Below are 24,345 nucleotides of genomic sequence, written 5' to 3' on the forward strand. Positions count from 1 at the left end.
CATGACCCAACTCGACGCAGCAGCAGTACTCGAACGAGCAGAATCGGAACGCAAACACGTCCGGTCGTTGCTACGAGACGCGGCGACCGTGTTTCACGAACGAGAAGGCGACCTGTTCCCTCGGCCGGAGGCCGTCGCGCTACTGGCCGAGGAACTCGACAGTTCGCGCGAGACCGCCGACCGCGTGTTGAGCGGTCTCGTCGGCGACGCCGTAGACCCGGTCGTCCAACTGTCGGCCGACGGCGAGCGGAACGTCGGCGTCATCGACTACCACGAACACGAGTTCTGGTACGGCTACACCGACTACCACGACATCGACGGCCAGCGAAAGAAGGGCGTCTGTGCCCAGTGTGTCGCCGAAGCGTCCACCGACGACGAGGTGGTCTACGTCGCGGAAGGCGAAGGCGAGTTCACCGAAGGAGCGACCTGGGACGCCATCGAAGCGCGGTTGCAGACCCACTTCGAGCGGGCACACCCGACTGTCGAGGCGGTGGACGTCCAGACGGGCGCGACGCTAGCGTCCGGGTCCACCATCGCGGGCAACGCCATCATCCACACCGGCAACGCCTCCGCGAAGGCAGACGCCGACATGGTCGATGGGATGCACGCGAGCGACCTCGCACCGGTCTACGACGACGGCTCGACGAAGTGCCACATCGTGGCGACCGAACGGTTCGGCGCGGAAGGCTCCTCGACCTCTTCGACGGGGTACAACACGATTGCGAACTCCGACATCACGTTCAATCCCGACGACTACAAGGACAGCGACGGGAACCTCTACTGTCGGCTCTACGGCCACCTCAAACACTGGGACAACTCCGGCACGACGTACGCCCGGATGTACCGGCAGAACGCGGCCTCGTCGGTCAATGGCACCGAAATCTCGGTCAGCGCCAACGACGGATGGGGCGTCGGAGACAGCGGGTGGACGAGTCTGAACGATAGCGGTTACGACTCGTATCACCTCCAGTTGAAGACCAACGACGGCTACGCCGGGGAGTACAACAGCGTCCTGCTCATGCTGGGGGTGCCAGCATGATTGGCGACGTAGACCCCGACGACTTCGAAGCGTTGACCGACGACGGCGACTGGTTCCTCTCGGTCGCGGTCCCCGACGAGACCCAAGCCGTCGCCGAGACGCTCCACGAGGACGGCGAGTCGTACCGCAACGTCGGGAAACTCCTCAATCACCACCTGTCGGACCTCGACGAAGGAGCAGACGGCCTGCGACTCTACCGAGTCCGACACGCGTCGAAACCCGAACACCAAGGCGTGGTCGCGGTCGTTCCCAACAGTCACTGGTACGAACCTATCACCGACATCGAGTCGAGCGTCGGGTCGTATCAAGCGATGGTCCGATTCTACGGCGTGCCGGACGACTCGACGGTCCTCGATTTGGTCAAGCAAGAAGTCACCAAGCGCGGGTGGGCCGATTCGAGAATCGTCACCAACCACGAGTACGCGACGGCCGTCGAATCGAGTCTCGACGCGGACGCCGAGTTCCAAGCCGCGTCCGACGAACGAACAGCAGGATACTACGTCTGGGAGTGACCACGATGGAGTTCTACGAAATTAGATTCACCACGAGAGACGACAACGCGAAAGACGCGACCGTCAGAGCGCGGGGCGCGGCAGAGGCAATCGACCGTTCGATGAAGATTCTCGGTGCGACGGTCCATCGCCGACCAGCCGACCACCGCGACGCGACGGCCGTGATGGCAATCGTCTACGACGCCGACGACGCCGACGCGACCATCGAGGAGTTCGCTGGCGCGATGGCTGTCAACTACGGCTACCCGCTGGACGAGTATCGCGCGTTCGGCGACAGCACGCTCTCGCTGAAGAACGACGCCGACGCCATCGAAGAGTTCGTCGGCGACGCACTCGACGACTCGGAGTTCAGCATTGACCTCCCGTCGGACGACGGAGCGAACGACGACGAAGAGACGTTCACCATCGGTGAGGACAATGAGTGAGTTCAAAGACCCCTTCTCGGAATCCAGCGTCGGTATCGTCTGTGGCAGTCTGATGATTCAGGGGGGTGCCGAAGAGATCGTCCGCGCGCTCGCGGTCGATTTCAACGCACCGGTGTACACCCTCTCGTACGACCCCCAGCGGTTCGACAAGCAGTTCAACGCGGACATGGGCCACCGAATCCGCAAGGTCGCCAAGGACAACGAAGACGAGGACCTGGACGACGAAGTAAACACGGACCAATTCTTCGCTCAGTCGCCGATTCCAGCCGTCTTGATAGAGGACTTGGAGAAGGTGGACGTCGAGAAGTTCTCCACGGACGCGCTGGTCGCCACCGACATGCACGGCACCATCCTCGCGGAGATGACCGGGCTCCCGTACGTCACCTACATGCACCACGCCGGGAAGATGTGGAACGACTACTTCTGGGAGATGTTCGACAACACGGAGGGACTCCGAGAGAAGTTCAGTTTCCTACGAGAACGGTGGGGCAACGCACGTCGAATGAAGCGTGCGACGAAGAAGGCCGAACACATCGTCACGAACAGCGAGCGGACGAAACACCACACGAACGAGACGTGGAACGTCTCTCGTGGTCGGATGAACGTGGTGTATCCGGCCATCGACACCGGCCTGTTCACGCCGGGCGAACCCGAACGAGACGTTCTCGAACTCGACAGCTACTTCCTCGCTCCCCAGCGACTGGAAGCCTACAAAAACGTCCACGTGCTGGTCGAGGCGGCCAAGATGGCCGAAGAACACCTCGTCATCGTCGGCACCGGTACGCTGGAAGACTACGCTCGCCGCGAGGCACAGTACTCGCCGTACGTTCACACCCTCGGTTACGTCGAGGAAGAGACGCTCCGCGACCTCTATCGAGGCGCGAAGGCGACCTTGCAGGGAACCATGCGCGAGGACTTCGGCATGGTCCCCGTCGAGTCGATGGCCTGCGGGACGCCGTGTCTGCTCCCGGCCTCCGGTGGCTTCCTCGAATCGGTCGGCGAAGGGTTCGAGGCTGACCCGAAACCACCCATAGAGACCGAGCGCGGGAAACTGTTCGACCCGAAAGGGTTCGACCACTACCAACTCGCGGGCGACTTGCAGAAGTTCGACTCCGAGGAGTACGACCCCGACGCCATCAGCGAACACGCCCAGCAGTTCGCCCGCGAACGCTTCATCGAACAGATGACCAAAATCGTCGAGCGACACCTGCTATGATCCCCGACGACTCCGTCGGTCACCGCCTGCCCACAGAGTACGCATAGATGACGACGAACGTCCCGCTCGCCGAACCGATAGAGCGCGTCTTCGTCGTCACCGTGGACTGTCTGCGGTGGGACTACCACGACGAGTACCGGGAGTTGTATCCCAACGGCGTCTGGTACCGCGGGACGCCGCAGGCGACCTACACCCCGACGTCACACGCCAGCCTGTTCACCGGACTTAACCCGCCACGACACGGCGTCTTCGACTTCGGTCACGAGTACGTCGGCGACGAGAGCCTCTTCACCGTGACCGACGCAGCGAGTCGCTCTCGCATCACGCGGGACGGCGACGTAATCGCAGGGTTGAACGCCACCAACGAACCGATAGTCGAGTTCCGGAAGTGGTTCGCGCCGCGACTCGACAACGCCAAGCACGACGACGAGTTCCGCGAACCCGAGGACGCAGACGCACTGCTCGACAGTCTGGACGACCACGACGTGACGTTTCTCCACGATTGGGTCGTCCACGGGGCCGACCGCGGCCATCCCGGCGCGTGGACTTACACCATCTCGGAGACCGACCCCGCCGAGAATCACCGGCGCTACCGCAAGAGCCAGCAGATGAGTCTGTCCGCCCACGAGAACCTCTTGTCGGCCCTTCGAAATCGTGGCCTATTCGAAAACACGCTGTTCGTCGTCTGGGGCGACCACGGCGAGTGCCTGAACGAACAGCCAGACTGCGACCTCGGGCACGCTCACGACGCACACGAACCGTGCTGTCGCGTCCCGATTGGGTTCTGTTCGCCACTGTTCGAAGCGACGACAGTAGACCACGAGACGAATCCCCGGTCGGTGGACGTGCTACCGACGCTCCGGTCGGTGATGCGCCACGCTGGCCTCAGATTCGACGACCCCGACCACGAGATGGAGGGCATCGACCTCACCACGTTCGAGGGGCGACTGGCGGGCTACACGATGAGTCCGACGACGCCGAAGTCCGGGACCGGCGACGCCGTTCGCGGCCCCAAGTGGTGCCTCTACAACGGCGACGTCCGACAGCTCTACCGCACCCGTCACCGACCGGACGGCGACGCTGGGTACGCACTCGCCGAACCGACCGACGACGAAGCCGTTCGAAGACGGTACCAGTCACTCCTCGACCGCGTTCGAGGCGACGCAGACACCCTCGTCCTCAACCGAGAGTAAGACGCATGCAAACGAACATCACTGCCTGTATCCTGACACTGAACGAAGCATCGCACATCGAAGACACGCTGGACTCCGCGTGGCCCATCTTCGACGAACTAGTTATCCTCGACGGCGACAGCGACGACGACACCGTCGCAGTCTGCGAAGCGTGGTGTGACGAACACGGAATCCCGTTCACGTGTATCGAATCGAGCGAGTGGGAGTACCTCGTCGAGGGACCGGCGACCCAACGCCGCCGTATGGAAGAGCAAGCCAGTTGCGATTACACGCTCTCTATCGGCGCAGACGTGGAAGTCGAAGTCCTCGACGAGGAGTGGTTCGGCCGGGAGTTCGACCACTACGCCTACGTCCACACCCGTCGGAAGGCGAGTGGGCGAATCGGCCGCGACTATCGGCTCTACTGTCCGAATCCCGACGAAATCGACGCGGACAAGAAGCGGCCGCGCTGGCGCGGCATCATCCACGAAGAGATACTCGACCAACGAGGCCGACACGTCAGCGAAGTGTATCAGGTCGCAGAGGCTCCGATGGTCCACCACCAGCGTCGATTCGGTGCGATGGACGTTCACTCGACGGCCCCGCACCATCAGCGGCGACACGACACGCGAGTCGGCGGGAACGCTGGTGAGGCGCTGAAGAAACAGCACTACCTGCTCCAGCGGGCACTCGCCTCTGACCGCCAACGCGCGTGGGTTAGTTCCGTCTACAAGGACTACTACGCGGAGAACCGGGCGATAATCAACCAGCACTGGCAGGAAGTACGCGACCGATACGAACTGCCACAGGAAGCGTGGAACCACGACGACGTGGAGGACGTGTCGGAAGTCGGTGGCTGGGACCTCAGTTCCGGCGAACCCATCATGGACTACAAGTACAACACCGCGGGGTCGTACCTGAGGGACAAGGCGACCAACGCACTCGGAAGTGTCTTCTCGTGACGACCCCGTCAATCGAGGACGCCGACATCGCGGAGTTCGGGACTGACCGTTCACCACCATGACCACGACCGTTCCTGTAGACGACCGGATCGAGCGCATCGTCGTGATCACCGTCGATTGTCTGCGGTGGGAGTACCACGAACCGTACAGAGACCTCTATCCGAACGGCGTCTGGTATCGCGGGACCACGCAAGCGACGTACACCCCGACGGCTCACGCCAGCCTGTTCACCGGGCTGAACCCACCCCGACACGGCGTGTACGCCTTCGGCGACGAATATCAGGGCGAAGAGACGTTACTGAGTGCGACAGAGAGCGCGAGCGCCTCCGCCATCACCGACGACGGCGCGGGTCTCGTCAACGGACTGGAACCGGGCGAGAACGTCGAGTTCGACTTCTCGCGATGGTTCCCGGCACGATTAGACGACAGCGACGGCGATTCGACGGCCGTTCCCGGTCCAGAAGAGTACCGAGAGAACGTCAGGCAGTTCGGGGACTACGACCTCGTCTTCCTGCACGATTGGCTCCTCCACAAGACTGAAGCAAGCGATAGCAGCGACTGGAGTTTCACCGCCGACCAGTCGGGGGACCCCGAGTTCAATCATCGACAGTACCGAAGACAGTTGGCGCTGTCCGGTGCCGCCCACGAGCAGTTGCTAGCGACGATTCAGGAGATGGGACTGTACGAGAACACGCTGTTCGTCCTCTGGGGCGACCACGGGCAGGCGCTGACGAGCGACCCGTTCGGCGAACTCGCACACAGTCACTTCCCCGAAGAGTGCGTCGCACGTGTTCCTATCGCGTTCTGTTCGCCACTGTTCGAGAACGACTCAGTAGACGTATCGACCAACGCGCGAGCTATCGACGTGCTGCCGACTATCGAGACGATAGCGTCTGGTGCCGACGTACCGATGGATCAGATACCTCACGAGTACGAAGGCGTAGACCTCACCGAGTTCGAAGGCGAACTCGCAGGCTACACGATGGGAGGGAGAACCGCGGGAAGCGGTTTCGGCGACGGGGTTCGAACGAGCGAACAGGCGTACCTCTCTCTCGACACCGACGAAACGCTCCTCCTCGAAACCCGAACGAGTCCCGACCCAGAGGACGGGTATCGACTCCAGCGACGGATAGACAATCCGGTTCAGAAAGCGAAGTTAGCGAAGTTGTACGAAGAAGTCAGGCGAGAAGAATCAGAACTCGTGCATCGCCGCGAACCGGACACCGAGTGGCTCGAAGCGATGGGCTACCTCTAACTCGTAACAACGCGAACGTTTCTGCCGCCCAGAATTCGATTTCGGCCCGGAGTGGACGTTTCCGACTAGGGTCGTCAACTCGATTTCGAGTATCGGACGTAGCGGTTCGAGGCGGCAATCGTGGCGATTCTCACGGAGTCCGTTCGTCATTTCGAGCCGCACCGTGGAAAACCAATATATAAAAATTAAGACATAATTGTAGGGGAGGTCGCGTGGACGCGGTGCGGACGCGATTCTTCAGGAGAGTATATGACACACACGCGAGATTTCGAGGTCCTCCTCGAACTGGAAAACGTCGTCGGCGTAGAGTACGACGAACGCGACGACCGCGTCGTCGCGTTCGTGACGAAGAAAGTGCCAGAGTCGGAGCTAGACCCAGACCACGTCGTACAGCGAAACGTCGAGAAGGACAGTGCAGTCGAAGAACTCGGTGAGTTGACCCCGCTGACGGCCGAGAGCGAAGACGAACTACCGGCGGCCCACGGGATGCGCCAAGACCGCCACCGGCCCGTCGAAGGCGGCGTCAGCGAAGCCAACGCGAACATAACCGCCGGAACGGCCGGACTGTATCCCGCGAAAGTCGTCGATATCACCGCGGCCGACTGGGACAACAGTGTTTCCGAGGGCGAGCGCGTCAGACTTAGCAACAATCACGTCTACGCGCGAGCGAACGAAGCAGCCCTCGGCGAGTCGATTCTCCAACCGTCGCCGTACGACGGTGGCGACGAGTCCGATAGCGTCGGGAAGTTAGCTGGCTACGTCCCCATCGAGAACGGCACGAGCGTGGACGTCGCCGCGCGGTCGGTCGAAACCGAGCAGGAGGCCACGACGTACCACGACCTCGACGACACCTACCCGACCGGCGTCTACCGAAAGAACGCCGGAGACCTCCTCGGCGAAGCAGTCGTCAAGACCGGTCGAACCACCGGTGTCACGGCCGGTGAGGTGAAAGCGACTTCCGCGACCGTCACCGTGCAGTACGGCGGCGACTTGGGCGCGGTGACGTTGCGCGACCAACTCATCACGTCCCGGATTTCGGAGGGTGGCGACAGCGGGTCGCCGGTGTTCCTCGAATCGAGTGGCGAACTGCTCGCGGAACTGTTCGCCGGGTCCGCGAAGGCCTCGGTGCTGTGCAAGGCGACGAACATCGAAGCAGAACTCGGAGTGAAACTGATGGCAGACGACCAAGACGAATCGACCTACGTGGAATCGTTCGACGAAACTGTGAGCATCGAGATGGAAGGACAGGACCTCGAACTGGACGGACTGCGCGGCGACAAGCCGAAGGCTGGCGAAGCTATCGAGGCGACCGCCACGGTGTCGGGAAACTACGGCGGTGAGTGCTGGCTCGCCGTCCAAGGCGAGCGGTACACGTTCACCTTGGATGACGAGGAGAACGGGTCGCACACCGCGGACGTTCCCGTGACTGTGACTTCACCGGACCGACACCAGCAGTCGTTCGAGGTCGGTATTTCGGGAGGATACGTCGAATAACTCCGTCTCCGTTTCGTCGGACCGTGGTGGGGGCGGCAAAACGAGTGACAGGACACGAATACTGTATAATGGAAAACATAGGAGCGATGAAATTCGTAGAACTCGTCGGCATCGGCGTGACGATCTGCAGCACGCTCGGCGGGTTCCTCTACTGGTTCGCGCGCAGTTCCGCTGGGTTGGCGACGAAGTCGTACGTCCGAGAGCAAGTCGAGGACGAACTGGACCCGATGGAGACTCGCGTCGAGACAGCGCTGGAACACGCGCGCACGAACGAGACAGAGTTACAGGAGCTAAAGGCACTCATCGAGGGGGGAAACAGCCAGTTCGACCAGGGGATGATAGACTTCCTGGAAGAGAACATCGACCGGACGAACGAGATACGGGACGAACTCGACGAGGTACGCGAGCGCATCACGACACTCAAGTACGACGACAAAATCCGCGAAAAACGACGGGAGAACCGCTGAGATTCACTGTCGGCTGTGGACGGCAACTGTCGGACGCTGCGTCGCAGACGGAAGTAGCTAGGTCGAGACGTACCCCAAATCGGTAGCAGAGTCGGGGAAGAGTTTACAACCCCCTGCGAAATGAACTAAATACGATGCGGGAGCGAACTCCACTACCGCCGAGCGAACAACGTGCCCTCGCGCTACTCGACGCGGCGTTCGAGTCCGAGGAGGGCCGAACGTGGGAGGACGCCCAAGCCGTCCTCGCAGAAGACGGGTACACCGAAGTCAGCGCAGACGAACTCCTCCAGAGTCTGGAGAATCGCGGCTACATCTACACGGTAGAAGGCGACGTGTGGATTACCGAGTAGCTAGTCGCTCGGCGTCGTCTCGACTCGTTCTGCGGCACGGGCGTACATCCCGTCGTTCGTCGTATAGACGTAGTAGCTACCGAGACAGGCCGCCATCACCGTCGTCGCCAGCGGCCGCGCCCAGAAGACGGCTTCGACGCCGAGACTGAGAGCGATTCCGGCCACTGCGGCAATCGGCAGTTGGAGGATCCACGTCTGGGCGAGCGACGCGACCATGGTCGCCTTCGTTCGGCGCGCACCGTTGAAACCCGCTTTGACCAGCGAGAGAACGCCCTTCGCGGGATAACCGACCGCAACGATTTGGAGGTACGCGACTGCGAGGACGAACGAGCGACCCTCCATCTCAGGGACGAACAGGTGCGTGATGAATCCGGGGAGTAGCCACTGGACGGCCCCGACTGTGGCGAGGAGTGCGGTTCCTATTTTGACGCCCGTCCACGTCGTCCGGGTGGCACGGTCGAGGTTGCCAGCACCGAGGTTCTGGCCGACGATGCTCTGGGCGGCGTTGCTCAGCGCCGAAATCGACCGGAACGAGAGCGACCCGACGCGACTCCCGACGGTGTACGCCGCCAACCCGGGCGCACCGGCCACCGCGAAGACGATGAGGACCATGACGATGCCGCCGCTACTTCCGGCGGCCCCCTGCACGGCCTTCGGGAGACCGACGTCGAGCAGTTCGCGGAACTCGTCGATATCGACCCGTGCAGTCGCCCACGAGAAGATGCCGCCAGCGCGCCCCCGTGCGACGAACGCCAGCCCGAGGAGGAAACCAGCGGCGTAGCCTGCGACGGTGGCGAGCGCGGCACCACGGATTCCCATCCCCGGAATCGGTCCCGCGCCGAAGATGAACAGCGGGTCGAGACTCACGTTGACGACGACAGCGAAGACGTTCATGTAGAGGGCGGCCCGAGATTCGCCCCAACCGAGGAACGCCGCCTCGATAACGTCGCTCAGGCCCGCGAAGACGATGCCGAGCGCGATGACTTCGAGGTAGCGCGTCGCGAGGCGGGTGAGTTCCGCACTGCCGGTGGCGTCGGGTCGCGTACTCGTGACCAATTCGAGGAGCGTCTCGACGTTGAGGAACATCAGCACGCCGACGCCGACTGCCAAGACGATAGTTAGGAGGATGCCGGTGAACGCTGCACTGCGCGCACCGCTGTGATTCTCCGCGCCGACGCGCTGGGAGACCAGTACCTGCGTCCCGACGAACGTCGCGGAGATGGTACTGGCCAGCAGAAACCAGACGACGGGCGAGGCGAGACCGATTGCGGCGACGGCGTCGCTGCTGTACCGGCCGACCCAGAAGAGGTCGATGACCTGCTGGGCGACCCGCACCATGTTCTGAACGAACAGCGGTGCGGCGAGGACCACCAGCGCACGAGGGATGGACCCCTCGGTTATCTCCGTCGGCGAGAGGTCGAACCGACCCATCTACGCACCACTCCAGTTCGAGGTGAGACCAAAGAAACACCGAGTCATAGTCGAGTTACGCCGAACTACTAGCGACTGTCACTAAAGCGCTCGCAGAACGGCATTTAAGTAATATATATTTCATTTTCGTGGGGAAGAGTTACCGACCGCCACGAACTACGGACACGCGATGAACCACCTCCCGGCGATTCCGCAGGTCGAGGACGCACCGTCAGGCCTGCTCGACGGCGGCCACCTCTGGATTCAGGAGTACGTAGACGGTGCGCAGTTTCAGTTTCGACTCCTCGAATCGGGACTGCTGAAGTTCGGTGACGGCGAGCGCACCTTCGACGCCGAGGACGTGCCAGCGCCGTATCGCCACGCGGTGCGCCACGTCCGCGAACGCCTCGACAGGCAGGCGCTTCGAGACGCCACAGCGGAAGTCGAGTCTGTAGTGTTCGGCGGCGTCGCAACGCATCGCCATAGCATCGACTACGACTGGGACGCACTCCCGTCGGTTCTCGGCTACGAGGTCTGGTCCGACGAGAAGGGAGGGTTCTTCCCGCCGGACGTCGCCGAACAGATTTACGCGCGTCTCGGCCTCGATTCGGTCAACACGTTCGAAAAGGAAGTGCGGGCGACCGATTTCGACCCGGACTCGTACGAACTCCCGCAGTCGAACTGGTACGACGGACCCGCGGCGGGCGTCGTCCTCCGGAGCAAGACCGGCGAACGGGCGAAACTCCTCGGAGCGACTGCGACCGGAAGCGACCCGACTCCGCTCGACGGGTCGCCGGAGGAAATCGCCCGCGAGTTCGTCACCGAACAGCGAGTCGAAGCCGTGTCTCGCAAACTCGAATCCGAGGGGCGTCCGGCGACGTTCGACTCGGTGTTCGAGCGACTGTTCGAAGCCATCGTCCGGGAGGAGCATCGGCGACTCTTCCATCGCGAGACAAACCTCGACGTGCAGGCGTTCCGGTCGGCAGTCGCAGAACGAACTCGAACGCTCGTCGGCTAGACGTTCAGGGTTTCTCTTCGGTTCCCGACTGAGCGAGTCTGTCGAGTCCGAGCGTGGCGAGGAAGAAGATGCCGCCAGCGTAGAGGAACGAGTGAGGGTCGGTGAACAGTCGCGTCGCGTAGGAACCGCCGACGCCGACGACGGTGGTCAGATATCCGAGCATCGAAGTCGTCCACCCGAGTCCCGTGATGCCGCCGAGTCGGTGGAGGTTGTCCGGACTGAAGTTCATTTTCCGTCACCTGCGCGCGGCGTGCGCCCGCCGCTCGCCGGGTGCGAGAGCGGGCTGACACGGTCGTTCTGTGACGTTTCGGAAGAGCGGCGCGACGGAGCAGGAGGGACTCGCTGAGGGTGGGCCATACTCAGTCCCAAATACTGCCCCTATGAAAATCTTGTGGGCACAAATTCAGAAATAAACACGACAAGGTACAGATACAACAGAAAGGAGAGACGACAGTGAGCGGAGAGGAACCCGGATTCAATCCGTCTCGGCCACCCCCGTCGCACCGACTCCGGTCGCCGTCGCGTCGGAGCGAACGGGCGAAGTTGCTAACCAGAGGACACCGCCGACTCCCGCGACGGTGAGCCCTGCCCACGGCAGGAACTGCACGGGACCCATCGTCTCGGCTATCCAACCACCGAGGAGATTCGCGGCTCCGCTGGCCAGCGAGAGGACGAGCGACGCACCGGAGAGGACCGTCGCCCGCCCGACGTTGCCGAGTCTGTCGTTGAGATACTGGTTCTGAATCGGTCGCACGACTACCCGCGTAGTCCGGTAGAGAACCAGCACCGGCACCAACAGCAGCGGCGAGAGCGCGAGACTGGCGTACGCGACGCCGAAGACGGGCGCGAGCAGTGCGAAGACGCCGTACACTCCGAGTCGCTCTTCGAGCCATCCAACGGTCGAGGCCGCACCAGCGGAGACGAGTTTGAACGCGGCGTAGAGTAGTCCCAACCCGACGACGGGGACGCCAGCGGCGTCGAGGGCTGGTTGTTCGAACGTCCGGGTCAGGCCGAACAGGCCGTTGAACAGCGCAGCGTACGCGACGAACCACCGAATCGCTGGTCGGTTAGCTTGGAGTCGGAGCATTCGAACTGCTTCGCGGGCGGTGAACACGTCGTCGGTAGCGTCCGCTTCTGCGTCGTCTTGGTCGCTATCTTCGAGTCGGGGGAACGTGAACAGTAGTGGAACCCCCACAGCGGCGAGGCAGGCGTTGACGACGAACGGGAGCGCAGGGTCGAAACTGTAGAGGACGCCACCGGCGACGGCGGTCACTGCCGAGGTGGCGAGGAGGGCAGTGCTTCCGCGGCCGTCGATGCGTGCGAACGCCGATTCGTCGAAGTGAGCTTCGAGCAGTTCGTAGAGCCACGCGTCTTGGGTTCCCGAACGGAACGCCCACCCGACGGCCCAGAGGACTTTCACCCCGAGGTACGCGAGCGGTGTGTCGGCGAGGACGAGCGCAACCATCGCAGTCGCGCGACAGCCGTTTCCGAGGGCGAGACTCGCGCGCCGTCCGAGTCGGTCGCCGAGGTAGCCGGAGGGAATCTCGGCGGCGACCATCGCAAAGAGGAACGCGGCCTGTGCGAGTCCGATGAAGGCGAGGCCGAACCCTTGGTGTTTCAGATAGAGGATACTGACCGGGAGGTAGAACCCGGTCGCGCCCGTGATTCGGTAGACGTAGTATCTCCAAAGCAGGCTCCGAGCGTTCGCCATCGAATAGGTCGTCTCGCGGCACCCTCAAGGGCGTTCCCGAAAGCGCGTTTTTGTAGAATTATTTATATTTCGTCGCGACGACCGAGAGGTCGCCGTCCACGACCAGTTCCAGTCGGTCGCCGTCGAGCGAAAGCGTCAGCGCGACTTCCCAGGGGTCCCGGGAGCGGACGGTCACGGAGCGGTCGGTAGACGCGAATTCGAGGTCCCAAATCGGTGTCGTCGCCACGTCGAGGCCGCGTTCGTGGCAGAACGTCACCAGTTCCGGGTGGTCGAGGAGTGCGACGCCGAGCGACATGAAGTGAGTCTCGCCGCAGTGGTCACACGACCGCCTGGCCAACACGTCCAGTTGGTCGCCAGCGTGATGTGGCGACTCGCCAGCGGGGATGAACTCCGTCCCCACTCCGTTCAGACACGTCGGGCAGACGCCACCCGCGACGGCCAGCGTCTCGTAGCGAGTGTAGTTGGCGACTCGGGTGAGCAGTTCTTGCTGGTCGTCCACGACGCTCGGTGGCACCATCGTGTGACAGTAGCGATGGCCGCAGTCGGAACACCGGATCAAGAATTGACCGTCGTCGTACGTCGCTTCGACCGGCGCGTCACAGAAGTAACAGTCGAGTCCGACTTCGAACGGGGCGAGCGACGCTTCGCGGGTGAACGAACCGGCGGCGATAGTGCGATAGAGACTCAGTCCCTCGGGCCGTAGTTTGTACCCCTCCTCGGTCTTGGTGACGAACTGGCCGACGAGTTCCTGAAGGTGGTAGTTGAACTTGCTACTGTTCACGTCGGTGGCGACCCGCGAACGCAACTCGGAGAAAGGGAGGACGACGTGACCGCTCTGCTCAGCGCCGAGTGCGCGGACAATTTCGGCACGGACTTCGTTGCCGATAAGCGCGAACGCCTCCTGTGGAGCGGCGTCCGTCGTCTCCGGTTGGGTCGTCTCCTCGTCCGACATGGGGCCGCGTTCGAGCGTCAACGAGTAATCAGTTTGGTTCGAGAAATCCAGTAGATTCGTTGCCGCCGTGGCAACCTTGATACCGCCAACCGCCTTCTGCATGCGTATGACAGCAGCACGCACAGTCGAGTTGGAGGGCCACATCATCGATTCGGGGATGATGGAACGATGCTTCGGCGTGGTGATGGAACTCGACGGCGACTTCGACGTGGAGGTGTTCGACGTCGGGAAGCACAAAGACGCCGAGTCGTACTGCCGGATGACGGTCTCGGCCGACGACGAGGAGACGCTGAAGTCGATTCTGCACGAACTCAACCAGAACGGTGCCCACCTCACGAACCCGCCGAACGTCACCCTGAAACGGGCACCCGCAGACCAGGTCGTCCCGCAAGGGTTCTACTCCACGACGAACCACCCGACCCAGATTCGCTACGACGACGAGTGGGTCGAGGTCGAGAATATCGAGATGGACTGCGCCATCGTCGTGGAACCGGAGGGAGGAAAAGGGAGAGACGCCCCGCGAGCCTACACCAAAGTCCTAAACGCCATCGAAGAAGACGACCTCGTCGTGACCGACGAGGCGGGCGTGCGCGTAGACCCGCCGGAGCGACCCCGTGGGTCCAGTGGCCCGTTCGGGTTCATGCAGGGCGGCGTGTCGAGCGAGCGCCCGTCCGAATCGACGATTCGGGAGATTGCCGACTCGATTGTCGAGACGAAAGAGGAAGGGGGCAAGATTCTCGCCGTGACGGGGCCTGCGCTCATTCACTCGGGCGCTGGCGACGCTCTCGCACGACTCGTTCGCGAGGGGTACGTAGACATGCTCAGCACGGGCAACGGTTTCGCCGTCCACGACATCGAACGCGGCCTGTACGGCACCTCTCTCGGGATGGACGTGGAGACGATGGAACACCCGCGGAAAGGCCACAAGCACCACATCTACACCATCAGCGAGGTGATTCGCGCAGGCGGCATCGAGGAAGCAGTCGAAGCGGGCCACATCGAGGAGGGTGTGATGTACGAGTGCGTCGCGAACGACGTGCCGTACGTCGTCGCAGGGTCAATACGAGACGACGGGCCGCTTCCAGACACCATCACGGACGCGGTGGAAGCCCAGAACGCCATCCGCGAACAGGCCCACGAGGCAGACATGGTGCTGATGCTCTCGACGCTGTTGCACTCGGTCGCCGTCGGCAACTGTCTCCCTTCGACGACGCGAGTCGTCTGCGTCGATATCAACCCCGCGACCGTGACCCAACTGCTCGACCGCGGCAGCGCCCAAGCTATCGGAATGGTGACAGACGTGGGGACGTTCGTGCCGACGCTCGCGGACGAAATTCTTGGGTGAGTGGCCGAGACTATCTACGATTGGTCACGAATAATCCGACACGAATGCAAGCTTATTTAGGTAACATGTATCAATGTGAGTTTGTGACATGGATCGGGGGAGTAGCGTGACCGAGTATCGGGTACTGTACGTAGACGACAGGCCGGAGTTAGTCGAGTTGGCGCAGTTGTATCTCGAACGAGAGGACCCTCGCCTCACGGTCGATACCGCCGAGACAGTCGAAGACGGACTCGAACTACTCGAAGAGCGTTCGTACGACGTGGTCGTCTCGGACTACCAGATGCCCGAGATGGACGGTCTGGAGTTTCTAGAGACGCTCCGCGGTGAGCGAAACTGTGAAATCCCGTTCATCGTGTTCACCGGCAGAGGACGCGAAGAGGTCGCTATCGAGGCGCTCAACCTCGGCGCGAACCGCTACCTCCAGAAAGGTGGCGACCCCTCCTCCCAGTACGGGGTGTTGGCCCAAGCTATCGAACAAGAGGTCGAGCATCACCGGTCGGAACTCGCTCGACGGGAGTCCGAACGGCGATACGAATCGCTGTTCGAGAACAATCCCATCGTCTTCTGGGTCGAAGACTTCTCGGAGATGAAGGCGTACGCGGACCAACTCGCGGACGACACCGAGGACTTGGAGTCGTACTTCGAGGAGCACCCAGACGAGGTGAAGGTTCTGCTCGACAAAGTGGATATCCTCGACGTCAACGAGAACGCGCTGGACTACTACGGGGCCGAGACGAAGCAGGAACTGATGGAGAACATCGAGCAGATGTTCACCGAAGAGTCCTACGAGGCGAACAAGTCGCTGATGCTCAACGTCGCCAACGGAGAGACCCACTTCAGAACCGAGTCGGTGTCGAAGACGCTCGACGGCGAGCGGAAACACGAGATTCTCGAAGTGAACGTGCCGGACGCGTACGCCGACGACTATTCGCGGGTGTATCTCACGGCGATGGAGATTACCGACCGGAAGGCCACCGAAGACCGCGAGGCGTTCCTCCACTCGCTGTTGCGCCACGACCTCCGAAACAAACAGCAACTCGTGGCGGGCTACCTCGAAGAGATAGCCGAGCAGGACCTCGATACGGAGACGACCAAACGACTCCAGATGGCCAGAAGAGAACTCGACCAGTGTAACTCCATCATCGACAACGTCGATACGCTGTTGCGTGCCGACGACTTCGACCCGTGCGTCGAGGACGGCCACGAGCGCGACAGACTCCTCGAAACCGTCGTCGAGCGACACCGCGAACTCGCGGCGAAGAACGGCATCGAAATCGACCGTATCGACGGGCCGTCGGTCTCCGGCGGACCGCTCCTCGAAGAACTCTTCTCGAACTTGGTCGCCAACGCCATCACGCACTCCGAGGGGACGACAGTCGAAATCTCTAGTCGCACTCAGAACGGCAACGTTGTCGTTACCGTCGAAGACGACGGCGTCGGCATCCCTGCCGAGCGGCGAGAACGAGTGTTAGAACGCGGGGAGAAGATGGGTCGAAACGCCGGGTCGGGACTCGGCCTCCACCTCGTCGAGGAAATCGCTCGCCAACACGGTGGGCACGTCGAAGTCGGCGAGTCGGACCTCGGCGGTGCCAGATTCGACGTGCACGTTCCGCAGTGACGGGGAAAAGGAGTCTCAGCGACTGTGAGGAGACTGTCCGCCATCTCCGAGAGTGACCTGCTCCTGCGGAGCGGTGTTTCGTGGTCCTGCATCGACCTGTCGCCTCCACCTATCGACCAGCGACCCGTTGAGCTGAGACTCTCCAGAAGGTAGTGGCATATGGAGTCGCCCTCCCTATCACCACAAATACCTTTCGCTCAAAATACAATTTCCAATGATAGATAATTTATCCAGTACACCTTGATATCTAAGCAGAGAGCCTGTATCGTCCCGAACTGATCTGACGAGCGACGTGAACGACCACCATACATATTTAGTCTCTGGTGAGAACGTCTCCGCCAGAACGTAGCGATGGGCACACACGTCAACTACTGGGGACTCGTCGTCGCGGGAATCGGGTTCTTCCTCACGCGATTCACCGTCACGCTCGCCATCTACGAAGAACCGCTCAACTTCTACCTCGCGGGCGTCGTGCCGCTGGTACTCGGACTCGGACTGGCGGCGTTCGGCGTGGCGTTGGCCGTCGCAGACGTCGAACGCTCGCTGGTCCGGACGACGGCGCTCTGGTGTGTCGCGGGTGCCGGGACGATGTTGGTCCTCGTACTGCTCACGCTACTTGGTTCGACGACCGGTGGTCTCCCCGACGTTGCGGGGATGCGCTCGCAGACCTACCTCTCGAACTTCCTCATCGGTGGGAGCGTCGGCGGCACGCTGACCGGACTGTACGCCTCGCGCAACCGCCGCCAGCGGGGCGAACTCCGCCACCAGGCGAACCGACTCGAAGTCCTGAACCGGTTGCTCCGCCACGAGATACTCAACTCCGTCACGGTGATTCGTGGGTACGGGTCGCTCGGTGCGGACGCGAATCAGAAGGCCGCGGACGTCATCGAACGGCGCTCGGACGCCATCGAAGAGACTATCGAAGAAGTGAACTACCTCACCCAGAGCGCGGGGAGTACCGAACTGTCGGGGGGTGTCGTCGAAGTTGAAGCCTGTCTGGAAGCGAGCGTCGAAGCCGTGCGCGAGCAGTATCCGGACGCGAACGTCGCGCTCGATTTAGAGTCGGAAACGCTGGCCGTGCGCGCCAACGAACGACTTGAGCAGGTCTTCACTCATCTGTTGGAAAACGCCGTCGCTTACTCCGCGGACAAGAAGTCAGAGGACGAACGGCCAGACAGTTCGGACACAGCGGCGGTCGAAGTGTCTGTGTCGGCGACGGCGAACAGGGTCAGCGTGAGCGTGAGCGACGACGGCCCCGGGCTTCCCGAGAGTCAACAGGTGCTCCTCGAAACCGGCGACATCGACAAGTTCGACAACCCGGACGTGGGGTTCGGCCTGAACGTCGTTCGACTGCTCGTGGAGAGCTATCAGGGTTCGATAGAGACCGAGGTGGACGACTCGGGAACGACGATTACGGTCGTCCTACCCCGGGCGAGAATCGACGGCACCGACGCCGACGTGCGGCCGGTTCCGGCGACCCTCACCGGCGTCCGCCCGGCCATCCCGAATCTCGTCGTCACGCTCGGTGCGGCGATACTCGCGGGCGTCGTCTACGGTCTCGTGGCCGAACTTCTCGGTGGCTCCATCGGAATCATCGGCGTGCTGTACGGCGTCGAGAGTACCGTCGTCGGCTGGCTCACCCACGAGTTCCACAGCGCCGTCTTCGGATTCGTCTTCGCCGGACTACTCTCGCTGGCCCCGCCAGCGTACCGAACCCGACTCTCCGCGCACGTTGCCATCGGTCTCGCGTGGGGACTCTTCCTCTGGTTCGTCGCCGCCGGGTTCGTCTCGGCGGTCTGGTTGCGACTCGTCGGGATTCCAGCACCGCTTCCGAACCTCTCGATGCTCACGCTCGTGAGCCACGTCGCGTGGGGCGTCTCACTCGGTGCGCTCACGGCGATGGGTTACGAGTACGGGACGCCGTGGCTAGCGGTTCTGGGCAATCGGCTCCGCGGAAGAACCGAGCGTTCGACCGCTCGCTAATCAGTCGCGGAGTTCGTCGCCCACGTCGTCGCTCGCCGACGGAACGGCCCGCGCAATCTCGGTGGCGGTGAGATAGTTCACGACGTCTCTGTGGACCCAGTCCGCTCGGGGCGAACTGCGGATTCGGCCGAACTCTTCGTCTGCGTATTCGACGTATCCACTGAGGTCCCACGCCACCTCGCGTGCGAGTCGTCCGTACCGTGTCTGTGACGGCGCGTTCGAAATCGCTTCGACGGCCGTCGCTCGGAGCGACTTCACGTCGGCGGCGCTCTCGATTGTGAAGTTTCGACCGTCTTCGACCTGCTTGCGGAGCGACCGAAACGCGCGAACTTCTGCGAGGTCCGAGTGTGCTTCTAAAACTGCGTGGGCGTACCGGCCCTCAGTTCGGAACTCGTCGAGGTTCGAGTAGCGTGCGTCTCGGAACAGTTCTTCGAGTGCGCGCTCGGCGAGCGTCTCGGAGATGTCACGCTCGACGAACGTCGCCTCGCCGTTCTCGGTAGTGGTCGGAAGCCGACTTCGGCGCTTTGCGAGCGTCTCGCCGAGGGACTCGCTCGTCTGCTCGAACGTGGGACGGAGATTTCGAGCTGAGTCGAGCGAACCCTCGAACTGGTCGTAGAGGTAGCTTGCGTCCGCGACGGCCGCGCGGGCTTCTTCGAGCCGACCCGCGAATTCGCCGACTGCGAGTGGATTCTGCGGGTCGGCGTACCGCTGTCGCTGGTTGCGCTCCGCGTGCCGGTCGGCGATACCGACCAACGATTCGATGGTCTCGTGGACGAACACTGCTTGAATCGGGTCGTCGCCGAGATACTGCCAGCGACCCCGAAACGCGTCGAGGTCCGACCGAATCTCGGGAATTTGTCTCGCTACGTCTCGGCGCGTGCGGTCCGTCGTGATGACCTCCCACGCAGTCGCGGCGAACTGGGCGTTTTCGCGAGCGCGACGAACGTCGTCCAGTGCCGCGACCGACGGTTCTGCGCCCGAGAGGGCGTCGAGTTCGTCGTTGGCTCGCTCGTAGGCACCCACGAGTCGCTTGCGAATCGCCTCGTTCGGAACGTCGTCGGAATCGAGCGGTGCTGGCACTGTTTCGAGGCGTTTCTCCACGCGGGCGACGCTCTCATCGAAGTACGACTGCTCGACGGCGACGGGATTCGGCGGCGAAACGTCGGGCCCGTCCTCGCTCGCCATCGCTTCGAGTTCGCTCGCGTCGAGTTTCGGCGACTGCTGGTCTTCGGAGAACGGTTCCGGGAGCGCGTTACAGCCCGCGAGCGCGCCGGTCGCGGCGAGTGCGAGAAAACCTCGACGGGACAGGCGTTCGCTCGCCATCAGTTCTCCCCCTCCGTCTCGGTTGTCTGATTAGTCGTCCCGGTCGTCCGAGTCGCATTTTTTGTCTCCGTCTCTGCCCACGTCGTCGTCTCGCCGGTGGTCTGAAGCGGCGGCGGGTACCGACAGCCACCGCTACTGCCGCCGGAGCCGTATCCGGTCACTTCGTCGGGGTCGAGTGTGTCGGGAACCCGGATGAGTTGGGCGACGGTATCGCGGACTTCGACGCTACACTCGACGTCGGCGTCCCGGTACCGGCGGCCGTAGCTGGTGTCGATTTCCGTCGCGCTCCACGAGACGTAGCAGAGTTCTTCCTCGAAACACTCGTTGACCCGGTTCTGTTCGACGTACAGCGTCTCGGTGTCGAAGTCCGTGTCGGCGACGAACTGTTCTGCTTCGGCTTTGCCGTCCACGTCGGCGAACACGAGCGACTTGGCGCTCGAAGCGTCCGCGAAGAGTCGTTGGGACAAGTGACGACGAGAGTCGCCCTCGTTGCCGTCGGCCGTCTCTCGGGTCCAGACGACCTGTTCGTCGCCCGAGTTGCGGAGCGGGTACTGTTCGGGGTTCTTCTCGACGTTTTCGAATCGATTGGCGGAGGACGACGACGTGGTAGTCGATTCTCCGCCACACCCCGCGAGGGTGGCGAGGAGAGCGGTCGTGCCGTGGAGGAGGTGGCGGCGAGTGAGGGGAGCCATTCGTCTGGTGAGTACTCGTGGTCGCCGACAAGTAAGTCTAGGTTCTCCGACGCGAGCGACCTGCGTCGCGTCTCGGTCACCCGAATTCAGTCGTCCGCCGGAGTCGCGTCCGGACCGAACGACTGGCTAATCTGCTTCCAGCGGCCGGTCGAGAACCGATAGTAGTTGATAGCCGCGGGAATCGTCGTCTCGGCGACGAACGTCAGCGAGAGGCCGACGAGTCCGAGCGAGGTAGTCGCGCCGAGATACGCCAGCGGAATGGCCGCGCCGAACATCCCGACGACCTGACTGTAGAACGGCCACTGGGTGTCACCGCTCGCGTCGAGCGGACCCGCCGCGGCCGCCTTGATACCCTGCGGGCCGATAGCGACGCAGGCAACGTAGACGAGCGCCACCGCGACCGGAACGGAGTCGTGGGTCGGGTCGCCGAGGAACGCGACGACGATTGGCTCTGCGAAGAGTCCGACGACGACTGCCGCGAAGGTGTACGTCGCCACCGAGAAAATGAGGACGTCGTGGGCGTACGACTCGGCGTCCTGTTCGTCGCCGGAGCCGAGTTTCTGGCCGACGAGGCTGCTGGACGCGAGACCGAAGCCCCAACCGGGCGTGTTCATCAGGCCCCAGATTCGGCGGGTGACGACGTACGCCGCGACGACGCTCGGACCGAACAGCGCGACGATGGCCATCATGGGGAATTTCGCGACGGTCCACACCAGATTCCGACCGACGACGGGGAGGCCGATTTTGACCAACTGGCGCAAGGTTTCGCCGTCGAAGTACGAATCGAACGCCGAAATTTGCACGGGGAGTCTGCCGAGGCCCGGAAGCCACCCGGCGACGACGGCGACGGCGAACGTCGCAGTGACGACAACGTTCGCCAGCACCGTCCCGATTGCCGCGCCAGCGACACCGAAATCGAACCCGAAGATGAGGACGGCACTGAACGCGATGTTCGAGAGCGCGCCGCCCGACCGGACGACCATCGGCGTCCACGAGTCGTCCGCGCCGATGAAGATTCGACTGCCGACCAGATTCAGTCCAGCGAACGGGACACCCAACGCGACGATTTGAAGGTACTCAGCACCCAGTGCGACGGTCTCGGGGTCGTCGGTCATGACCGCGACGAGTTCTGTCGGGAACGCCCAGAATAAGACGGCGACAGGCAGAGTCACCACGAGGACGAGCGCGACGCTTGACCGAATCGCTTGCTCTAACTCCTCGCGCGCCTCCGCGCCGTAGCTCTGGGAGACGAGTGCGATGGTCCCGCCAGCGAAACCGCCGCCGAGCGAGAACGCGACGCCCCAGTACGGCGTGGCGAACCCGACGCCCGCGATGGCCACCGGGCCGACTGCCGCGCCGACCATCGCCACGTCCACGGCGCTCTTGGACATCCGCGCCACTCCGGTGAGGATACGCGGCCACGCTAGCTCCGTGGTCCGTCGCTCGTGTTCCGGGTCGAGGAGGCCCAGACGGACGAGCAACAGACCGATAGCGTGGATGAGTCCCCGCACTGGGTTCGGCAGACGAGACACGATACCTGAGTATTTCGAATCGAAACTAAAGGTCTTGCTATGTCGAGAGAAGAAGGTTCAGGGCCGAAACGGACGATAGAACTCGGACGGAAGTTCGAGCGGAAAGAGACGTTACAACATATCTCGCTGTCGGAAGTAGGCGAGTCCGACCAGCGGCACGGAGATAGTCCAGCAGGCGAGCACCACGAGCGCGAACTCGGGTGAGAGTATCACGCTGTCGAGTTCGGACGTCCGAGTAATCAGCGGATGGTACATCTCAGGCCGGAGTACGTCGGTGACGCGGATATAGGCGTTCAGCGGGTTGATCCGTCCGAACCAGAAGTACCACTCAGGCTTCGGGTCAGCGTAGTCCAAGTGACGCGTTCCGAGCCACTGAGCAACGGGCCATCCGGCGCGCAACACGGCGTAGATGCCGACGGCGAGGCTGACAGCCTGTGTGTCCGTGTCCGCCATCGCGGAGGCGGTCAGTCCGAATCCGACGAACAACAGGGCGAGTATCGCGGAGACGAGTGCGATGACCGGGACGGCGGCGAACGACCCACCCTGATAGAACCCCTCGACGACGACGGTGGCACCAAACATCCCGGCAGCGAGCGGTGCCAGAACGACGACGGAACGACTCACGAACTTACCGAGGAAGGCCTCTGCGCGCGAGTTCGGGAGCCCCAACAAGAAGCGAACGCTCCCGGTCGTCCGTTCACCGACGATGGCCGAATAACTGCTCAACAGTGCCATCAACGGGACGACGAACGAGAGAACCGAGCTGAGGACCAAGACGGCTTGGTCCGTGTCGGGCCGATACCCATTCGAGAGGTACGCCATGAGCGCGACCGAGCCGACGGTGAACGCGAGCGTGAGGATGGCGACGGCCGGTCCGAGACGGGAGCGATAGACGCTCCGGAGGTCACGGCGGGCCACGTCCTGCCACGTCATCGCTTCGCCTCCGTGTACTCGGAGAACACGTCGCTCAGCGATATTTCCCGGACTGCGAAGTCTTGGAAGACGCCAGCGTCCGCGACGGTCGTCAGCGCGTCAAGTTTCGTCTGCCCGTCGCCCTCACAGGAGACGGCGATTTTCGACACGTCCGTCGTCACGTTTCGGACGCCCTCGATATTTTGGAGGCGTTCCACCAAGCCGCTCGGAACGTACCCCACCTCGACTTCGAGCGTCGTGCCCGCGCCGAGTTGCCGACGGAGTTCGGTGATACTGCCCTCCGCTTCGAGGCGGCCGTCCAGCAAGATGCCCACGCGGTCGGCGACGGCCTGCACGTCTTCCAACACGTGCGAGGAGAAGAAGACGGTCGTGCCGTCTGCGGCCTCCTCGCTGACGATTCGCCGGAGCGTTCGCGCGCCGTTCGGGTCGAGTCCCGTCGATGGTTCGTCGAGGACGAGTAGGTCGGGGTCGCCGACGAGCGCGACGGCGATTGCCATCCGCTGGGCCATCCCCTTCGAGTACTCTTCGGCGCGGCGGTCCGCGTCCGCCGAGAGGTTTACGCGGGCGAGCAGTTCGTCGGGGTCGTCGCTCGCGTCTTTCGTCTCGATAGCGTGCTGGACGTGTTCGCGCCCGGTGAGTCGCGGGTAGACGCCGTAGCCTTCCAGCAACGCACCGGTTCGGCGGCGTATCTCGCGGGACTCTTTCTGGGCGTCGCGTCCGAAGACGAGCGCCGACCCAGCGGAGGACTGCATGAAGTCGAGCATGATGTTGATGGTCGTGGATTTCCCCGCACCGTTGGGGCCGAGGAATCCGAACACCTCGCCTTCCTCGACGGTGAGGTCCACGCCGCGGAGCGCGACGAAGTCGCCAAACTGCTTCTGGAGGGACCGGAGTTCGATGGCGGCCATACGCGGTTCATCCAAGTCGAGCGACAAG

23 protein-coding genes are annotated in these 24,345 nt (G+C 62.8%); 14 read left to right on the forward strand and 9 right to left on the reverse strand.

Annotated elements, in window-relative coordinates; all coding sequences use genetic code 11:
- Position 1 precedes the first annotated feature (1 nt).
- From F7R90_RS15305 to F7R90_RS15350, 10 genes are all read left to right on the forward strand, one after another.
- The gene (locus F7R90_RS15305) at positions 2–1,039 is read left to right on the forward strand and encodes a hypothetical protein (RefSeq protein WP_158058271.1); all 1,038 of its coding nucleotides are present in this window, start codon (positions 2–4) and stop codon (positions 1,037–1,039) included.
- Positions 1,036–1,551, forward strand: coding sequence for a hypothetical protein (locus F7R90_RS15310; RefSeq protein WP_158058272.1), 516 nt, complete (start codon positions 1,036–1,038; stop codon positions 1,549–1,551). The genes F7R90_RS15305 and F7R90_RS15310 overlap by 4 nt, the downstream gene beginning before the upstream one ends.
- Before the next feature lie 5 nt (positions 1,552–1,556).
- Positions 1,557–1,976 carry a hypothetical protein gene (locus F7R90_RS15315; RefSeq protein ID WP_158058273.1) on the forward strand — a complete coding sequence of 140 codons (420 nt, stop codon included), beginning with the start codon at positions 1,557–1,559 and terminating at the stop codon, positions 1,974–1,976.
- Complete coding sequence (locus F7R90_RS15320; protein ID WP_158058274.1) at positions 1,969–3,192, forward strand: glycosyltransferase; 1,224 nt, start codon at positions 1,969–1,971, stop codon at positions 3,190–3,192. Before F7R90_RS15315 ends, F7R90_RS15320 begins: the two co-directional genes overlap by 8 nt.
- Before the next feature lie 47 nt (positions 3,193–3,239).
- A complete protein-coding gene (locus F7R90_RS15325; RefSeq protein WP_158058275.1) occupies positions 3,240–4,385 on the forward strand; it encodes an alkaline phosphatase family protein in 1,146 nt (381 codons plus the stop codon).
- Between the two features lie 5 nt (positions 4,386–4,390).
- Entirely contained in the window at positions 4,391–5,326 is a 936-nt protein-coding gene (locus tag F7R90_RS15330; RefSeq protein ID WP_158058276.1) for a glycosyltransferase, read from the forward strand.
- A gap of 58 nt (positions 5,327–5,384) precedes the next feature.
- The gene (locus tag F7R90_RS15335; protein ID WP_158058277.1) at positions 5,385–6,581 is read left to right on the forward strand and encodes an alkaline phosphatase family protein; all 1,197 of its coding nucleotides are present in this window, start codon (positions 5,385–5,387) and stop codon (positions 6,579–6,581) included.
- Positions 6,582–6,830: 249 nt separating this feature from the next.
- Positions 6,831–8,075: a chymotrypsin family serine protease gene (locus F7R90_RS15340; RefSeq protein ID WP_158058278.1), complete on the forward strand. Its 1,245-nt coding sequence runs from the start codon at positions 6,831–6,833 to the stop codon at positions 8,073–8,075.
- An 86-nt stretch (positions 8,076–8,161) separates the two neighbouring features.
- The gene (locus F7R90_RS15345; RefSeq protein ID WP_158058279.1) at positions 8,162–8,542 is read left to right on the forward strand and encodes a hypothetical protein; all 381 of its coding nucleotides are present in this window, start codon (positions 8,162–8,164) and stop codon (positions 8,540–8,542) included.
- A gap of 134 nt (positions 8,543–8,676) precedes the next feature.
- Complete coding sequence (locus F7R90_RS15350; protein ID WP_158058280.1) at positions 8,677–8,892, forward strand: hypothetical protein; 216 nt, start codon at positions 8,677–8,679, stop codon at positions 8,890–8,892.
- Here the strand turns inward: F7R90_RS15350 and F7R90_RS15355 are convergent, their stop codons facing one another.
- The gene (locus tag F7R90_RS15355) at positions 8,893–10,323 is read right to left on the reverse strand and encodes an MATE family efflux transporter (RefSeq protein ID WP_158058281.1); all 1,431 of its coding nucleotides are present in this window, start codon (positions 10,321–10,323) and stop codon (positions 8,893–8,895) included.
- Between the two features lie 169 nt (positions 10,324–10,492).
- Here F7R90_RS15355 and F7R90_RS15360 point away from each other — a divergent pair, with 169 nt between their 5' ends.
- On the forward strand, positions 10,493–11,320 hold the full coding sequence (locus F7R90_RS15360; RefSeq protein ID WP_158058282.1) for an RNA ligase family protein: 828 nt from the start codon (positions 10,493–10,495) through the stop codon (positions 11,318–11,320).
- A 4-nt stretch (positions 11,321–11,324) separates the two neighbouring features.
- Here the strand turns inward: F7R90_RS15360 and F7R90_RS15365 are convergent, their stop codons facing one another.
- The 3 genes from F7R90_RS15365 to F7R90_RS15375 form a co-directional block, all read right to left on the reverse strand.
- On the reverse strand, positions 11,325–11,549 hold the full coding sequence (locus tag F7R90_RS15365; RefSeq protein WP_158058283.1) for a hypothetical protein: 225 nt from the start codon (positions 11,547–11,549) through the stop codon (positions 11,325–11,327).
- Between the two features lie 246 nt (positions 11,550–11,795).
- On the reverse strand, positions 11,796–13,031 hold the full coding sequence (locus F7R90_RS15370; RefSeq protein ID WP_158058284.1) for an MFS transporter: 1,236 nt from the start codon (positions 13,029–13,031) through the stop codon (positions 11,796–11,798).
- A gap of 58 nt (positions 13,032–13,089) precedes the next feature.
- Positions 13,090–13,983, reverse strand: a complete 894-nt coding sequence (locus F7R90_RS15375; protein ID WP_158058285.1) for a winged helix-turn-helix domain-containing protein — start codon at positions 13,981–13,983, stop codon at positions 13,090–13,092.
- A 106-nt stretch (positions 13,984–14,089) separates the two neighbouring features.
- Between F7R90_RS15375 and F7R90_RS15380 the strand changes: the two genes are divergently transcribed.
- The 3 genes from F7R90_RS15380 (at position 14,090) to F7R90_RS15390 (ending at position 18,929) form a co-directional block, all read left to right on the forward strand.
- Positions 14,090–15,328, forward strand: coding sequence for an ornithine cyclodeaminase (locus tag F7R90_RS15380; protein ID WP_158058286.1), 1,239 nt, complete (start codon positions 14,090–14,092; stop codon positions 15,326–15,328).
- 88 nt (positions 15,329–15,416) lie between these two features.
- Positions 15,417–16,946: an ATP-binding response regulator gene (locus F7R90_RS15385; protein ID WP_158058287.1), complete on the forward strand. Its 1,530-nt coding sequence runs from the start codon at positions 15,417–15,419 to the stop codon at positions 16,944–16,946.
- Between the two features lie 351 nt (positions 16,947–17,297).
- Positions 17,298–18,929 (forward strand): sensor histidine kinase, encoded by a 1,632-nt coding sequence (locus F7R90_RS15390; RefSeq protein ID WP_158058288.1) that lies wholly within the window; start codon positions 17,298–17,300, stop codon positions 18,927–18,929.
- Here F7R90_RS15390 and F7R90_RS15395 read toward each other — a convergent pair whose 3' ends face one another.
- From F7R90_RS15395 to F7R90_RS15415, 5 genes are all read right to left on the reverse strand, one after another.
- Positions 18,930–20,252 (reverse strand): hypothetical protein, encoded by a 1,323-nt coding sequence (locus F7R90_RS15395; RefSeq protein ID WP_158058289.1) that lies wholly within the window; start codon positions 20,250–20,252, stop codon positions 18,930–18,932.
- The gene (locus tag F7R90_RS15400; RefSeq protein WP_158058290.1) at positions 20,252–20,944 is read right to left on the reverse strand and encodes a hypothetical protein; all 693 of its coding nucleotides are present in this window, start codon (positions 20,942–20,944) and stop codon (positions 20,252–20,254) included. The genes F7R90_RS15395 and F7R90_RS15400 overlap by 1 nt, the downstream gene beginning before the upstream one ends.
- A gap of 86 nt (positions 20,945–21,030) precedes the next feature.
- Positions 21,031–22,476: an MATE family efflux transporter gene (locus tag F7R90_RS15405; protein WP_158058291.1), complete on the reverse strand. Its 1,446-nt coding sequence runs from the start codon at positions 22,474–22,476 to the stop codon at positions 21,031–21,033.
- A 111-nt stretch (positions 22,477–22,587) separates the two neighbouring features.
- The gene (locus tag F7R90_RS15410) at positions 22,588–23,409 is read right to left on the reverse strand and encodes an ABC transporter permease (protein WP_158058292.1); all 822 of its coding nucleotides are present in this window, start codon (positions 23,407–23,409) and stop codon (positions 22,588–22,590) included.
- Positions 23,406–24,317, reverse strand: a complete 912-nt coding sequence (locus tag F7R90_RS15415) for an ABC transporter ATP-binding protein (RefSeq protein WP_158058293.1) — start codon at positions 24,315–24,317, stop codon at positions 23,406–23,408. Before F7R90_RS15415 ends, F7R90_RS15410 begins: the two co-directional genes overlap by 4 nt.
- Positions 24,318–24,345: the final 28 nt, after the last annotated feature.

Source organism: Halorussus halophilus (assembly GCF_008831545.1).
Lineage (GTDB): Archaea > Halobacteriota > Halobacteria > Halobacteriales > Haladaptataceae > Halorussus > Halorussus halophilus.